The 13,939-nt window shown below is 60.0% G+C and carries 25 protein-coding genes; all 25 read left to right on the top strand.

The features are described from left to right. Window positions 1-67: 67 nt before the first annotated feature. Window positions 68-397 (top strand): hypothetical protein, encoded by a 330-nt coding sequence (locus tag DVR09_RS15605; RefSeq protein WP_115418192.1) that lies wholly within the window; start codon window positions 68-70, stop codon window positions 395-397. Next, window positions 394-747: a hypothetical protein gene (locus tag DVR09_RS15600; protein WP_115418191.1), complete on the top strand. Its 354-nt coding sequence runs from the start codon at window positions 394-396 to the stop codon at window positions 745-747. Before DVR09_RS15605 ends, DVR09_RS15600 begins: the two co-directional genes overlap by 4 nt. A gap of 29 nt (window positions 748-776) precedes the next feature. After that, window positions 777-1,196, top strand: coding sequence for a hypothetical protein (locus DVR09_RS15595; protein ID WP_115418190.1), 420 nt, complete (start codon window positions 777-779; stop codon window positions 1,194-1,196). Between the two features lie 699 nt (window positions 1,197-1,895). Beyond that, complete coding sequence (gene ybiA / locus DVR09_RS15590; RefSeq protein ID WP_115418189.1) at window positions 1,896-2,489, top strand: riboflavin biosynthesis intermediates N-glycosidase; 594 nt, start codon at window positions 1,896-1,898, stop codon at window positions 2,487-2,489. A 31-nt stretch (window positions 2,490-2,520) separates the two neighbouring features. Next, complete coding sequence (locus DVR09_RS15585; protein WP_115418188.1) at window positions 2,521-3,009, top strand: hypothetical protein; 489 nt, start codon at window positions 2,521-2,523, stop codon at window positions 3,007-3,009. A gap of 134 nt (window positions 3,010-3,143) precedes the next feature. Beyond that, window positions 3,144-3,521 carry a hypothetical protein gene (locus tag DVR09_RS15580; protein WP_115418187.1) on the top strand — a complete coding sequence of 126 codons (378 nt, stop codon included), beginning with the start codon at window positions 3,144-3,146 and terminating at the stop codon, window positions 3,519-3,521. Further along, on the top strand, window positions 3,521-3,931 hold the full coding sequence (locus DVR09_RS15575) for a hypothetical protein (protein WP_115418186.1): 411 nt from the start codon (window positions 3,521-3,523) through the stop codon (window positions 3,929-3,931). Before DVR09_RS15580 ends, DVR09_RS15575 begins: the two co-directional genes overlap by 1 nt. Window positions 3,932-3,984: 53 nt before the next feature. Further along, the gene (locus DVR09_RS15570) at window positions 3,985-4,452 is read left to right on the top strand and encodes a thermonuclease family protein (RefSeq protein WP_115418185.1); all 468 of its coding nucleotides are present in this window, start codon (window positions 3,985-3,987) and stop codon (window positions 4,450-4,452) included. A gap of 93 nt (window positions 4,453-4,545) precedes the next feature. Next, window positions 4,546-5,391: a hypothetical protein gene (locus tag DVR09_RS15565; RefSeq protein WP_115418184.1), complete on the top strand. Its 846-nt coding sequence runs from the start codon at window positions 4,546-4,548 to the stop codon at window positions 5,389-5,391. 276 nt (window positions 5,392-5,667) lie between these two features. Next, window positions 5,668-6,288 (top strand): cell wall hydrolase, encoded by a 621-nt coding sequence (locus DVR09_RS15560; RefSeq protein ID WP_115418183.1) that lies wholly within the window; start codon window positions 5,668-5,670, stop codon window positions 6,286-6,288. A 65-nt stretch (window positions 6,289-6,353) separates the two neighbouring features. Then, window positions 6,354-6,551 (top strand): hypothetical protein, encoded by a 198-nt coding sequence (locus DVR09_RS15555; RefSeq protein ID WP_115418182.1) that lies wholly within the window; start codon window positions 6,354-6,356, stop codon window positions 6,549-6,551. 213 nt (window positions 6,552-6,764) lie between these two features. Continuing rightward, window positions 6,765-7,328: a hypothetical protein gene (locus DVR09_RS15550; protein WP_115418181.1), complete on the top strand. Its 564-nt coding sequence runs from the start codon at window positions 6,765-6,767 to the stop codon at window positions 7,326-7,328. A gap of 19 nt (window positions 7,329-7,347) precedes the next feature. After that, window positions 7,348-7,695: a hypothetical protein gene (locus DVR09_RS15545; RefSeq protein WP_115418180.1), complete on the top strand. Its 348-nt coding sequence runs from the start codon at window positions 7,348-7,350 to the stop codon at window positions 7,693-7,695. 50 nt (window positions 7,696-7,745) lie between these two features. Next, window positions 7,746-8,234, top strand: coding sequence for a hypothetical protein (locus tag DVR09_RS15540; protein WP_115418179.1), 489 nt, complete (start codon window positions 7,746-7,748; stop codon window positions 8,232-8,234). 281 nt (window positions 8,235-8,515) lie between these two features. Next, window positions 8,516-8,794: a hypothetical protein gene (locus DVR09_RS15535; RefSeq protein WP_162815030.1), complete on the top strand. Its 279-nt coding sequence runs from the start codon at window positions 8,516-8,518 to the stop codon at window positions 8,792-8,794. 201 nt (window positions 8,795-8,995) lie between these two features. Next, window positions 8,996-9,598, top strand: coding sequence for a DUF3820 family protein (locus DVR09_RS15530; RefSeq protein ID WP_162815029.1), 603 nt, complete (start codon window positions 8,996-8,998; stop codon window positions 9,596-9,598). Between the two features lie 105 nt (window positions 9,599-9,703). After that, on the top strand, window positions 9,704-10,375 hold the full coding sequence (locus tag DVR09_RS15525) for a hypothetical protein (protein ID WP_162815028.1): 672 nt from the start codon (window positions 9,704-9,706) through the stop codon (window positions 10,373-10,375). 2 nt (window positions 10,376-10,377) lie between these two features. Beyond that, window positions 10,378-10,782 (top strand): hypothetical protein, encoded by a 405-nt coding sequence (locus DVR09_RS15520; RefSeq protein WP_115418175.1) that lies wholly within the window; start codon window positions 10,378-10,380, stop codon window positions 10,780-10,782. Window positions 10,783-10,816: 34 nt separating this feature from the next. Next, window positions 10,817-11,011, top strand: coding sequence for a hypothetical protein (locus DVR09_RS15515; RefSeq protein ID WP_115418174.1), 195 nt, complete (start codon window positions 10,817-10,819; stop codon window positions 11,009-11,011). 140 nt (window positions 11,012-11,151) lie between these two features. After that, complete coding sequence (locus DVR09_RS15510) at window positions 11,152-11,370, top strand: hypothetical protein (protein ID WP_115418173.1); 219 nt, start codon at window positions 11,152-11,154, stop codon at window positions 11,368-11,370. 109 nt (window positions 11,371-11,479) lie between these two features. Then, complete coding sequence (locus DVR09_RS15505; RefSeq protein ID WP_115418172.1) at window positions 11,480-11,827, top strand: RNA-binding protein; 348 nt, start codon at window positions 11,480-11,482, stop codon at window positions 11,825-11,827. Between the two features lie 46 nt (window positions 11,828-11,873). Then, window positions 11,874-12,323, top strand: coding sequence for a hypothetical protein (locus DVR09_RS15500; RefSeq protein ID WP_115418171.1), 450 nt, complete (start codon window positions 11,874-11,876; stop codon window positions 12,321-12,323). Continuing rightward, on the top strand, window positions 12,323-12,904 hold the full coding sequence (locus DVR09_RS15495) for a hypothetical protein (RefSeq protein WP_115418170.1): 582 nt from the start codon (window positions 12,323-12,325) through the stop codon (window positions 12,902-12,904). Before DVR09_RS15500 ends, DVR09_RS15495 begins: the two co-directional genes overlap by 1 nt. Window positions 12,905-12,912: 8 nt before the next feature. Next, window positions 12,913-13,401: a hypothetical protein gene (locus DVR09_RS15490; protein WP_115418169.1), complete on the top strand. Its 489-nt coding sequence runs from the start codon at window positions 12,913-12,915 to the stop codon at window positions 13,399-13,401. Between the two features lie 93 nt (window positions 13,402-13,494). Continuing rightward, on the top strand, window positions 13,495-13,917 hold the full coding sequence (locus tag DVR09_RS15485) for a hypothetical protein (protein WP_115418168.1): 423 nt from the start codon (window positions 13,495-13,497) through the stop codon (window positions 13,915-13,917). The last annotated feature ends 22 nt before the right edge of the window (window positions 13,918-13,939 follow it).

Raw genomic sequence — 13,939 nt, 5'->3', positions numbered from 1 at the left:
CAGGCCCAGCCCAGAAGACTGCCGGATCATTCGTTCTTGTGCCGAGCGTAGCGCCAAGGCGAAACCTGTGGTCATTCGACCGGGGCTTCGCCGAGGCCTTTCGGCTGCAAAGGCCGCCAAACGCCCTGCGCTTAATGCTGTTGCTGTATCGGATCTTCCCTTCCCCGAATGGGAAGACACCGACCTTCACGACAATTCCGAGAATTTCGCTCTCTTCCGCCAAGCTGCAGAGCTTATCGACGGCAAAGGCATCTTCGATTTCTTCGTCTACCGGCGCGTCGGCTCAGGCCCAATTGCAGACGAAGAGCTTCTCACGAATGTCACCGCGTACTACCGCGACGGCAAACTCTCATGGGTTGAGGGCACCGATGACGGCACCCTCTGGACCGACAAATGACACCGAACGAGCGTGCACTCATCCGGGCTCTCAGACCCTTCGCCTCTATCGCGGCACATCTACCAGCCGACGCGCTGAAGAATGAGGGCTTTGTCGAGATCGACAAGGACCATCCCGATATCGGATTGAGCGCGCGCGACTTCGCGAATGCCTACAAGACCGTCCTCGCGATAGACCCGGCCTTTCGGCGCGAACAAGCGCGCCAGCCGGACCTTATCGACCGGACCTTCGGGCATCCCCGTTGGGGATACCTCGCCTACACGCTTCTCGGTCTCACAGGCGGGTTTCTCTCGGCCAAGCTCCCCGATTGGGCAGCCCGGCTCAGCGAAGCACTCGCAACCCTTCTTTGAATGCCATTCCAACCCACGAAAGGATTTACATGGATACCATCGTTCTCACCGGCTCGCAGGGCAATCTCGCGGTTCCGCATCTCTTCGACAACGATGCAGAGCGCGACGCTTTCATCGAACGCCAGGAAGATGGCGGCATCTTCTGTGCGGCCTATGATCTCGGGAAGCCGGTCTACACCACCGAAGGCGTTGGCAACCTCTCGACCAGCACCCTGAGCAAGCCGGGTCTTCGCGTTTACGACGATCCCGACCATCCCCGCTACGGCCCCGTCCGCCGTATGCACCTCGTCCTGTTGGCCATGCTTGCCGATGTGAAGGGCTGGGAAGACATGCTCAACGAAGCTATCGGCGAGGAATGGACTGTCGCCATGATCGAGGAACTCGCCGAACGCAGCGAGTCCGCCGCTCAGCGCTTCATTCTCACCCACGCTGCCAGCCTCGAAAACTGATCGGGAAGCGCGCAGGAAAGATCCAGAAATATCCTGCGCGCCCTCACATTTCCGATTGACGCTGAATCGGGCTGCCAATACCAAGGATGAACCTTACCACCGGGCGGAGATCCCAGCGTAGCCTAGGCTTCGCGACCCGTTCCAACCCTTTCCGCTTGGTGGGGTGAACACGCCGGAGGGCACCTCGACGCAGTCACCGAGGCCCTCCGGCGGTTCATTTCGGGTTTCTCCCGAAACATCCTGAAAGTTCCACAACAACGATTGACCGCGGGGCTTGGTCTTTGTAGGCCTGAGAAGCTGCAAGGGGCAGAGCTGGCGCTTTTGCTTTGTCTCTGCAGTAGCCATTTGGCATCGATCCATCGACTTTTACGCCCCTCCCGTTTCCTCGGGAGGGGCTTTTTTCATGCCTGTCGTAAACGAAAGGGCTCCAAGGTTATCCGACCTGCCCCATCTCACCTGCGGCTCTGGTGGCTAGGTTTATCGGTTCAAGAGGGACCGTTGGGGGAGATCTGCGGGCTGGAGGTTCATCCTCTGCACGATCTGTCGCTCTGTTCCTTCCTGTGTTGCGCTATTCTCGGGCTCTCGAAGTCAAAGGTTGCGGCAGTCTGGGGCGGTATCTCTCAAGGCAAGGTTGCGACAAAGTTTCCAGCATCACTGCACATGGTTCTGCAGGCCCTGAATTATCAGGGAGAATGAAAAATGCGCTCGACTGACACTCACGTCTTCTTCTGGGGCGGCCCGTTTTCCAACTGGAACCGTTCCAGCTTCCCAGGCGAAGCCGCTGTCGCCGAGCTTCTCCCCCGGCTCGACCGGATTGGCGTTGCTCACCCGGCTGAAGACAGCCCGCTGACCCGTCTTCTCAAGGCCCATCGTTTCAACTGCGGCGAGCAGTTTATGATGGCCGCGAAGGCCTGGATGTTCGATGACGCTACGCGCCTGCGTGCCATCCTCGCTGAGACCGACCCCAAGAAGCAGAAGCTCCTGGGCCGTGATGTCTCCCCGTTCTTCGCCGACGTCTGGGACGCGGCATGCGTCGATATCGTCGCTTCCGGCGCGATCGCTCGCTTCTCCGCTAACCCTTCCCAGCGCAAGCAGCTGCTGGATACGGGCGAGCGCGTGCTCGTCGAAGGCTCTCCTCGCGACCGCCTCTGGGGCGTCGGCCTCGACTGGCGCGATGAGCGCATCGAAGATCCGCTCAACTGGCGCGGCCGCAACTTGCTCGGCAAAGCTCTCGCCATTGCGCGCGCCGAGCTCAGCTCGCGCTACGCTCCGCGTCGCCGGTTCGCTCGATGACCGCTGCCTCCTATCTCGAAGAGGCATCGCTATGCACGGCTTGACGCTTGGCCATCGCTTCCACCCTGGCCGCCTGTGGTCTGACCTCGGCTGGCCAGTCGTCTACCACTCTACCGATTGGGGTGACGAAATCGTCAAGGACGGCTTCATCAAGGGCAACCCTCTCAAGATGGCAGCCCATATCGAAGGGCGGTCCCACGAAGGACGCACCGGCATCTCCGTTACACGATCCGCTTACTTCGCCCGCCAGTTCGCAAACATAATCTTCGTGCTGGACCTGAGGCGCCTGCGCCAGCGCTATCGCCTCTCTCCCCGCGCTGAAGGCGCTTACGATGCTGCGCACCCTCACGGAGACTATCGGCTTGAAGCCGAGGAGTTCATCCACGCGGAGCGAATTGACCTTGCGCCATATCTGCTTGGCATCTGGCTGAAGAAGCAGGACTGGGGTGGCATCGAATTCGAGGGCCGCCTCCTGAACCATCCCAAGTTCCGCGGTTTCTTCCGCGAGCCCTCTTGCTGATGACCTTGGCCTAGCCAGGCATCGAATGACAGCCCGCGCGCTGAAGGGCGCTCGGGCTCAAGACCTCAATGACTATCGGTTGAGGGGTGAGCCTCCTTGGGAGGACGAAAATCACAGAAGAAGGACATCAAGACATGGCCAACGCCGCACGCCGCTTCTCGCCCACCTTCGTCGCAACCGTTACCCCGGAATCCGTGGACACCCGGACCGGCAAGAACGGCCCCTATGCCGTCCTCAAGGGCGCTCAGGTCTCCACCGCCAACGGTGAACCGATGACCCGCACCGTAATGGCCTTTGGACGCAGCCACGACCTTGTCGAAGGCAAGCTCCACGCCGGCCAGCCGGTCGATCTCGCTGTTCGCTACGATGGCGGCACTCTTCGCGTCGTAGGCCTTCCGGCCGAGAACGACGACGAACCCCAGGCTGCACCGGCCCAGAAGGCTGATCCGATGCTGTCGGCCTGCCTCGCCTCGGCTGGCTTCGACGAACACCGCGATTACGGTGTCGCCTAATGGCCGCCGTCGCCACCAGCTCGAAAGAGATGGGCTTCCGGCGGGCTACCGCTGTCCAGATCGCCAAGGCGACCGGAAGCTTCATCGTCCTCATCTCCGCTGAAGGCTCCGAAGAGGATCTGGAACACACCTTCGGCAACCTCCTCAACCACAACATCGATTTGCTCCCCGAGCTCGTCGAAGACGGTTACCTGCTCGTGCCGCACGCTGCACTGGAGGATGCCGAGACGGCAATGGGCGACGCAGAGGCGGCCTACGTCCTGCGCGCACCAGCCGACCTCACTGCCGACCTCGAGATGTTCTCGCCCGTCGGCGAGCCACTCGGCGCACGTCACCTAGAAGGTGGTGGTTTCGAGGAAGAACTCGAACTGGATGTGGAGACACCTCCGGCGCTCGACATCGCAGCCTGATGGCATTCACTGATCTGGATGCTGTGAGCGCAACCTGATCGATTGAGGAAATCATGCTCATCTACGTCATCCCCGCCCTGATCGCCGCTGCAATCGGCTATGCCCTCTGGCCTCATCGGCTGGAGGTCACCAGGGTCGTGGATGGCGATAGCCTGGAAGGCATCTATCGCGGACGCACGGAGCGTATCCGCCTCAAGGGCTTCGATGCCCCGGAATACCGCCAGCCGGGCGGCCGCGAGGCTCGAACCGCGCTTGTCCGCCTCCTTGAGGGTCGCACCATTCGCCTCTGGCTTCCCAGCCGCGACCGTTACCAGCGTCTCCTCGCCAGCTGCCTGACCGACGGGAAACCGCTTTCCTGGCAGATGATCCGGCTCGGTCACGGCTGGCCTGAAGGCAAGCTTGGCCTCTTGCTCTCCCTTGCTCCACGAATTCGTCGCAAGGGCCTATGGTCTTACCGTGATGCGGTTCACCCATCTCTTTGGCGCGCAATGAATTCTTCGCGCCATCCTGCAGATGGCTAAGGGGGTCTATACAAGCCCCCCTTTTTATGCCTATTTCAGTATGTGAAATGCCACCGAGTTCTGCGTTGGCAAACAGCATGATAGGCAAACTTCATGGCGAAAACTGCGCCTAATCCATTCCTATACCTTCACGGAATTGATGAGTTCAATCTCGAAGTATATCGCCAGCGTCTGAGCGAAATGTTCGCCACCGTAAACGACGAGCGAACCGAAGAGGGTTTCGTCGACGGATCCGACGAGGCCTTCTATCGCCAGCCGCTCAAAGACGAGATCGACCCGGGTTCTGGAGACACAGTTCCCGTTTACCGCGAACTGCGCGTCTCAATTGTCGAGATGGACGGCATCTTCGCTCCTGTTCTTCGCTGCAAGATGGTCCACAGCAATGCCATTTCCGACTACGTCGTCCATGAGGTCATCCCTGAAGGGGTGAAGTTCGACGTAAGCGACTTCGACCACGTACTCGATGTAATCGAGCGATGGCAGGACTTCACCTCTCGCGCTTTCACCGCTGAAGGCCATATCGGACAGGCTTACCTCGACGAGGTCAGCCGCAAGGAGACGAAGGCATTTCGTGTGCTCAACGCCCTCGTCCACGCCTACATCGAATTCTCGGAAGACGAGAAGTTCACCGTCTGCGTCAATCAGCGCAAGCCCTACGCGGCATCTGAATTTCATCAGATCGTCGGAGGTCATCGGTTCGATTTCCTCTCGCCTGAAACCAAGGCCGCGATCGACAAGCTCTTCCCGCCTGTCGTGAAGCTGCATTTCAGCGCTTCTGAGAGCATCATGCACTACTGGCTCGGGCCTCTCGACGAGGACGATTGCATCGTTGAGCCAGAGACGCTTCCCAAAGACGCGGCCCTTTCGCATATCCTCAAGGGCCTTGCTGATTTACCTCTCCCTCACCTGCTCGAAGAGCCGGAACTGGTAGAGGATTGAACGTCCCTCCAGGGCTGACTTTGAGCCCTTGATACATCCCTGAAAAATCCTCGCTCGCCTGTGGTGAGCGATTGGGACGTCCTGTATAATTTCCCTAATGCATTCGCTGAGACCGAATGGGCAGGTTCTGTTGTTTGAAGAAAACGGCAAACCGCCTCCGCTATCCGCGCCGGCCTGCCGTATTTTCGGGCAGGAGCGTAGTCGGGCGGCTCCTCCCGGTGGCTGGGTCATTGACCCCCTGCCGACGAGCGGTCGACCGCATTGGGGCTTTGCCCAATGAAGAAGATTTCTGTCCCCACCGCAATTCTCTCGATTGCTCTCGCCGTAGTCTCGGCCATTTCCATCACTGGCTTCTCTGACGCTGCTGCCGCAGCTCCTGCGGAGCAGATGCCCATCATTGCTGACCAGCTCGACGCTGGCACCAACTCTCTCGACCAGGCTGACCTCGCCTCCCTCACGATGGAGGTCGTCCCGGTCCCTGCCTCGCTCGATGAACTCGTCGATGTTCATACCAGCCGCCAGATCCGCACCGCTGAGGGCGATTGTCTCGCCAGCGCGATCTACTTCGAAGCTCGCGGCGAGAGCCTCACTGGCCAGCTTGCTGTGGCCGAGGTCATCCTCAACCGCGCCGAGCACCGCGGCTGGCGTTCCACCATCTGTGCTGTCGTAACGCAGCCCAGTCAGTTTTCGTTCGTACGCAACGGCCGCATACCTGCGCCTGCACGCAACACTCTCGCCTGGCGGCGCGCGGTTGCGATCTCCTTCATCGCGCGTGAAGGCCTCTGGGAAACTCCAGCTTCCGAGGCTCTCTATTTTCACGCGGATTACGTGTCTCCGCGCTGGCGCACGGCTTTCAGCCGTCAGGCGCAGCTGGGCACGCACATCTTCTATCGCTGAAGGAGCGAACAAGGGAGGGGAAGATTTCGATGAGCTTTCATCGTTAGCTAGAAAGAGGATGAAAAATGCTCGAACGTGCAATTCTCCCCTGTCTCCTCGCTGGCGGCCTGCTTGTAGGCCTCGGCCACGTCTCGGAGATGATCAACCACCAGTTCGATACCGCTACCTGCGCGATCAAGAGCTACAACGGCTGTATCCAGCCCGCTGAGCCAGCGCAGCAGTCTGCATCGCAGCACCGCTACTTCTCGGTTCAACCGAGCTAAGCCATCAGTCCCGACCCCAGGACTCAGGAACCCTCACCCCACCCCGGGTGAGGGTTTTCCCTTGCCTTCGGCTTCATTCCCTAGCAAATCGCGCTCTGGGAAATTCTGGATGATTGAGGATGTTGCATCCTCAGGGATTTTACACGACCATTCGCGTGAGGGGCTCCTCAATGGCCTGACTTCATCAGGTTGAGAAATTCATGGGAGGAAATAATGGCCAGTGCCGGTCTACTCGAAAAGCCCGATACGCTGCGTGCGGTCTTCGAACGCATCGACAGTGGTGACCAGGGCGCCGACGTCGCCTTCAATGTCGCCGACAAGGCCATGCGCGCCGCGGGCGTGCGATGGTCCGACCTCCTTGAGGCCTACCTCAAACCGAATACTGCATCGTCCAAGGATGCTTTCGCCAATGCCTTTGAGGGCATCTTCGGTGGCTTCGAGGGATTCGAAACACCGATGAAGCACGAGCAGGACCCAACTCCTCCCGTCGATACGGCTCGAGCAGCGCCGCGCCGTCGCCAGATATTCCAAGGCCTCGACGTGCCCGGTGAGATCAGCGGCATCATCAAGGTCGAATATCGGCAGAACGTCCGAACCGGCGAGATGCTCGTCGTCACGGTTCAGAACGAAGAGGCCATCTGCGGGCCTCTGGTCATCTTCGACGAAGCAGACATCAAGCTCTTCGACGAAAACCCGAACGCGACCTTCTACGCTCATGTGACCAAGCCGCGCCAATCGCGTCACAACCCGAAGATCAGCAAGCTCCAGCTCGTCTAAGCGACCGACAAGGACAATCATGTACATCCACATCGAACTTCATCGTTTCCTCGTCGACACGCCTCCTGCGATCGGTATCGACCTCGCGCAGGTCGATGAGGCCAAGGTCATTCCTGGCCTCAAGAAGCTGGCAGAGCATCAGTTCGGCGATTGCTATGCCGCACATGGCGAGCCGCGCGATGCCGCCTCGGCCTCGATCGAAAAGTTCTTCGCGGAGCTCGGTGGCAATCCCCGCGATCTCCTGACCAGCTATCCCTCTTACGAGGATGCTGGCGACGGCTTCCGTCTCGTCATCGAAACGATGACCCCGGAAACCACCAAGCGTCAATCGGCCCTCATCGAAGAGATGCTCTCCGAAGCAGCATAGCTGCTGGCCGAATTCCCTCTCTCATTCCTCCTCCCACCGGAGACTTCGTCATGAACAATCCCCGCCATTCAGTCCTTATCGCCCAGGCTATCCTGCACTCTTTCACGAGCGCGGATGCCGATGAGCAGAAGACTATCGTCCTCTGCCAGATGGACCGGAATGACCCTATCGGCATGGCCAGCATGGGTGCGGCCAATGTCCTCAAGGTTCAGCATGACATTACCGATGTGCGCTGGCTCTTCGAGGTCGAAGCAAAGCTTCAAAGCGACATCGTTCTTCTCATCTACGCCAAGGCGAGCAACTCCGACGCAGAATTCGCGCGGCTCAAGGAGGCCCTTGCCTCGCGCGGCCCGGGTTGCATTCCGGTGATCCAGTGTGTCGACATGACACCGGAAGAGTTTTCGGCCCGATCGGGCATCGGGAATTATATTCCTCCGGCTGCTGCCTACGCTGAGCGTCCTGCCGAAGCTGCAAAGCAGGTATCCGCTGATGCGGATACGGCGGCTGGGGACGCTGGCTCGGAGCAGCTTGCTGCCTAAGTAAGCTGGGTCATGGATCCAGTTATCAGTCTCGATTTCCGATAGCCCGACGGCTATCATCTACAAACATCGTCAGCCCGCCCAGGCAAGCCTTGGGCGGGCTTTTTTATTGGCCACCGAGAACGAAAGGTCGTGCCAACTGGGAAGGTTCGAACGGCAAGAAGGTAGAGGTTGCACGAAGTTGATTCGTCACGCGTTATTGGGCAGAAGGCTACATACCAGAAAGGTCGTTCTGGGCTTCAGGCTTAGTGCGTGGGGCAAGGGACATACAGAAGATTGAAGTGGGCTGGGCAAAGTTTGCCAGAGTAGAGAATATGCCGTTCGTTTTTAAGATTTCGCTAGCCCTCCTGATCGCTTCGCTCGTTGGCGGCCAAGCTTGGCAGCATCAAGATGCTGCGCCGGGCTGGGATGCTGACGCAAGCGCTCTTCGCGCTGAATGCCCGGCAATGGGCGGTCCTGAGAAAATCGACACCCTTGGTGACGTTGTCCGCCTCTATGACGCCTACGCCATTCGGCTGGTAGGCGGCGCAATCGGTTTCAATGACGGCTGCGCCGGCTGATTGCGTCGGGTCACTCCGATAACCCGAATGAGGCCCGCTTGGCTTGTCGCTGAGCGGGCCTTTTCATTGCCCTGACGTCGGGCAATGAAGTCGCCATGCACGCCCTCGGGCGAGCATCTGAACCAGGACGCATTCGCGCCTGAGCAAAGATGAACTCCTTTGATCGTGATCCATGAGATTCCCGAGAAAAGGAAATTCAATATGTCCGGATCGATCATCCTCCCATTCGGCAAGTTCAAGGGCCAAGCCCTCGACACCGTGCCGAACGACTACCTCGGCTGGCTCCTCAACCCCGTTGTGGTTGGCAAGCGCGGAGACAAGCCGACCAAGGTCGACGTGCCCGCCGAGATCGCTGAAGCCGCTCTCGCGCTCATCAACCAGCGCCGCGACGATGAAATCCGTCTCGACGATGTCCGTGACCACCTGGCCGGCATCACCAACAGCGATACCGAGACCGTCTACGTCCTCGAAGACCGCCGCGATTTCGCGACGGGCAAGCTCTCGGACGTTCACGACACGCTCGATCTCGCCCTGGCAGCTATCGATGCGGAATACCCCATCGAGCCGGTCTCCGAAGAGGAAGCAGAGTTCCACGATGCTATCGCTGGCGAACTCGTGCGTTCCTCGCCCTGCCCCAAGCGTGACCAGATCCTCATCTGGGAAGTCCTTCCCACCGGTCACCGCAAGGTCGTCTGGCACTTCAGCGGAACCCGCTTCAGCCAGAACGAACACGGCATCGCGCAGGGCAAGCTGCCGGGCGACGAGAAGTCGCTCTACGACATCGCGCGCGCCAGCGGATACTGAACCGCACGCGACAGTTCCGGCCCCGTTCCCTCTATAATGGGGAGCGGGGCTTATCCTGAATTCATCCCGTCTGGAGATGTGAATTATCCAGAAGAGGAAAAGATCATGACCGACTTCGCCAACGACGTTCTCGAATCCCTCAAGGGCCACACCGGCGTTGCCGAAGTCCAGTGGTCGGACCTCGCCCGCCTCATCGCCAACAAGCATTCGCTGTTCACCGGCCGCGAGGCCTGCGCCTTCGAAAACATCCTCGCCCAGGCGATCAGCTACGCGTCGCCCTATCACTTCCCGATGCCCGAGCACTACAAGGCTCTCAGCGCCAAGGCTGCACCGATGGTGGCCAGCGCTATCGGGATGCGCAACAAGTTCACGATCGATGCCGATTGCGAAACGATCATCGACTACTTCAACGCCGCCTTCAACGCCGTTGTCGAGCGTGAATACGCGCTCTCGCTGAGCGAAGATACCGCAGCTACGCTCCTCCGCACCCAGGTCGAGGAACTGGCTGTCCAGTATCCCGACCTTGGCCTCAGCTTCGGATACATCGGCAACCTCAGCATCGGCCCGATCCATGACGACCGCTCGTGGAAGGTGTTCACCAAGTGCGCCACCCCGCGCTGTCATGGTGCCAGCGACGTATCCTGGGGCGGCTACGCTACCAAGAACCTCGGTCTCATGCACGTCGCTGCACGCAAGTCGCTCGCCGACTGGTGTCAGCAGAAGAGCGACCTGCTGGCGGCCCGCGAGATCCGCTCGCTGGTTCCGCAGGCGGCCTGAACATGCCCTCGCCCATCCTCAACGAATGGCTCGACATTGCGACCGCGCCACGCGACGGCACATGGGTCGAGCTCAGCTACATCGCCGACGGCGAATATCATGACCGCGGTCCGGCGCGCTCTTCGGGCCGAGGCGACCGCCCCAACATCTGGCGTTTCGCCGATTGCTCATGCCTCCTGTTCGAGCATGAGCGTCTCGACCTCGAGGAGGGTGAACCGGGCTTCTGGTTCTGGCGCCCGATCCTCGACGAGAGCCAGGCAGCCATCCAGGCCGCCTACGACAAGCTTCGCTGGAAGCCGGCAAAATCCGGCTCCGAGCCGATCGACATGCTCATCACACGGATGACCTCGCGACCATCAAGGCATCCAAACCCGGTCCCCCGTCCCGGAAAATCCAAGGCTTGCTAGCCATGGGTAGAACAATTCTTGAGAGGAAACACACATGCGTTTCGATGCCATCTTCTTCCTGGTCCTAAGCGTAGCCCTCATCTGGCTTGCCAACGACACCGCTCCGAACCTCGACTTCACGCTTGATGAGCCTCACGAGAAGAACGCGCTGACCATGCTCATCGCTGCTCTAATCTTCAAAGGCTATGGCCTTTTCGTTCTCGCTACGCGGAACCCCAACCGCATCTGAGGATTATCCTCAATGACCCCCGTTGGAAGGGCGCGGCAACCAAGAGGTTCCGCGCCCTTTTTGCGTCTGGCCAATTACCAGCCGCAGGAAAGTCTGGATGATTTTCTCGCCCATCGTGGTAAGCCACAGATGGAGGAAATATGGCGAAGATCATGCAGCAGTTCGCGACGACCGAACCGGTGACCCTGCACCCGGAATTCGTATCGGCAACCGGCCGCGACGGAGACCCAGTCGGGCGCATCGGCGACGACTGGGGTTTTTGGGATGAAGTTTGGTGCGACTGGCACGGCGGCTTTGCCGACAAGGCCAGCGCTGAAAAGGGACTTTCGGACTACGTCCGCGACGTCCTCGGCGAATAGCGCCGCCCAAACCAGGGGTGCAGGCTGCATCACGCCTGCACCCTTCATCCCTCCGTTCCCCATCAATGAATCTGCTCGATTTCTCGATACCAGAGAAGGACATGAAACGATGAGCCATCGCAACTACAGCGCGACCGCATTCGCCGCCGCCCTCGCCGCCAAGACCTCCACCCCGATCCTCGTCCTCAGCACCGATGGCTCCAACGCCAACTCGATGCGCTACGACGCTATCGAAGGCATCGATCTCGAGGTGAAGAACGAGCTTCACCAGAACGACATCGCCTTCGTCACCTACGACAGCGCAGACGAGGCCAATGCTGCCCTCGACACGCTCATCGCCGCCTGGCCCGAGAGCACGACGCTCAGCCTGATCGCCCACCTCGGCGTCCCCGGCCAGCCGACCCGCGTCTTCGACGCGATCGCAGGCTACGAGGCCGAAGAGAAGCTGGCGGCCTGAGGCCCCTTCTTCTCCCCTCCCCATTTCACCTATCGGAGCTAGTCTCATGATCTACTGCGAAGACACGCAGCGCGCTGAAGAGATGCGCGAACACCGCCACGACATCGAGAAGATCGCCGCGGTCATCACAGCGTCGGGCCGCCCGACTACGCTGGACGAAGCCTACGACGCATGGCGCTCGTACTCCGACAGCATGTGTGCTGGTTGGATGCGCGTCCCCGACGACGATGATGATGAAATCATCTACTACGCCAAGAGTCGCCTTCCCGACGCAAGCGCGCAGGACGCCTTCATCATCGAGAACGACCTCTTGAGCTACCGCGACGACATTGTCCGCATCGCGGCCGCCCTTATGGCCGATGGCCGCCAGGTCAGCCTGCGCGAAGCCTACCAAGCGTGGATGGGCTATTCCGACAGCATGTGTGCCGGCTGGATGATGCTCCCGGAAACAGACCGTGAGATCGCCAACTGCGCTTCGACCTATCTCGGCGCCTGATGGCCCCTTCGCTTACCCTCCCCTGTGACAACGGCTCGGCTCCGCAGCAGTCTCCCCTTGAGATCGCTGCGGAGTTCCTGCGTTCGATCGGTCTCGACGTCGTCGAACAGCCTGGCGCAGCAGGCTTCCTTCAAGGAACCGCCATCAAGCAGGGCAAGCTGCTCTACGACCCGATGAAGGCCGAAGCCTCCGACCTCCTTCACGAAGCCGGACATCTCGCCGTCCTGCCCACGCGGTATCGGAGCTGGGCGGATGACAACATCCTCCAGGTTCAGCTCGACATGATGGAGGAGGTCGAGAAGCAGTCGACCAATGACGACTTCGACCCGGATGCGCCGGAGATCCGCGCCGTGATGCAAGCTGGCGAGTGCGAAGCCACTGCATGGGCCTTTGCGGCTGGTCTCGCCTGCGGCCTGCCTGATGAGACCATCATCCAGGACCACGAATACGACCGAGAAGGTGCGAGTGTCCGTGCTGGCCTGAAGGCCAACTGCTATCTCGGCATCAATGGCCTCGTCCATGGTGGCATGTGCGAGAATGTCCGCGCCTATCCCACCCTCACCCGCTGGCTGCAAAACTGAGAGTTTCGATGACCCAGACCTACACCTTCGACGACTTGCCTGAGCCCCAACAGCGTGCGCTACGGAATGTAGCCAAGCACCCCAAGGGGTATGTCGGCCGGGGCCGGGGCATGGCTGCCGTCGCCCTCGTCGAGAAAGGCCTGCTCAAGACGAACAGGCGCAATGTCTTCGGCTACGAATTGACCCCATCTGGCAATGAGGTTCTTCGAGCCAAGGAGAATTCAGAGAAGGATGAAAGCGTGACCGACAAAGCACCCTCCGAGATCGTCTATGCTGTCTATCACGCTGTCGCTGATGATGGCGCGGGCGGCTTCACCCACACCGACGAACCCGACAAGATTGTCAGCTGGTCCGCCTATGTGCGCAACGAGCCTGACGATGGCGGCACGTTCGAGGTCTTCGAGGAAGTCGACGACATCGAGACCGAAAACGAGGCCCGCGCCGCTGCCGAGCGCCTGGCGGCCAAGTACGGCACCGACATCATCGAGAAGAACTGAGGTTCTTCTATCGTAAGCATCGGGAAACGATCCCTCACTATCGACGGATCGCCGGGGCAGAGAAGTCCCGTCGACCATTACCGGAGAACCGACTTGAAGACCCATCGCCTCCTGCTCGCGCTCAGCGCTGTTCCACTCGCGTTAGCCGCCTCACCGGCTCTTGCTCAGGTCACTGCTGGCGCTCCCGAGGCCTGCTATACTCTCGACGGTGCGCGGATCATCCACGACAACGGGAGCTATCTCGGCAAGATTGCCGGCCCCTACGATCCCGAGAGCATCTTCAACGAATATCGCGAGTACGGCAGCCCATATCGCAACACGATCTGGAACGAGTATCGCGAATACGGCAGCCCATACCGCCAGAGCTCGGCATTCCATCCGACCACTCGGACACCGCCGATGATCGTCAAGGGCGGCAAGCTGCTCGGATACCTTACGGTCAACAAGAGCCTGCGCGGTGCAATCCACCCGGTGATGCTCGGCATCACCTGCTACGATATTACTCCTCCTCGCTGAGCCACTTTCAAGAAAGCATCTC

The sequence above is a fragment of the Erythrobacter aureus genome (assembly GCF_003355455.1).
GTDB lineage: Bacteria > Pseudomonadota > Alphaproteobacteria > Sphingomonadales > Sphingomonadaceae > Qipengyuania > Qipengyuania aurea.
This window is presented reverse-complemented; position numbering and strand designations above follow the sequence as displayed.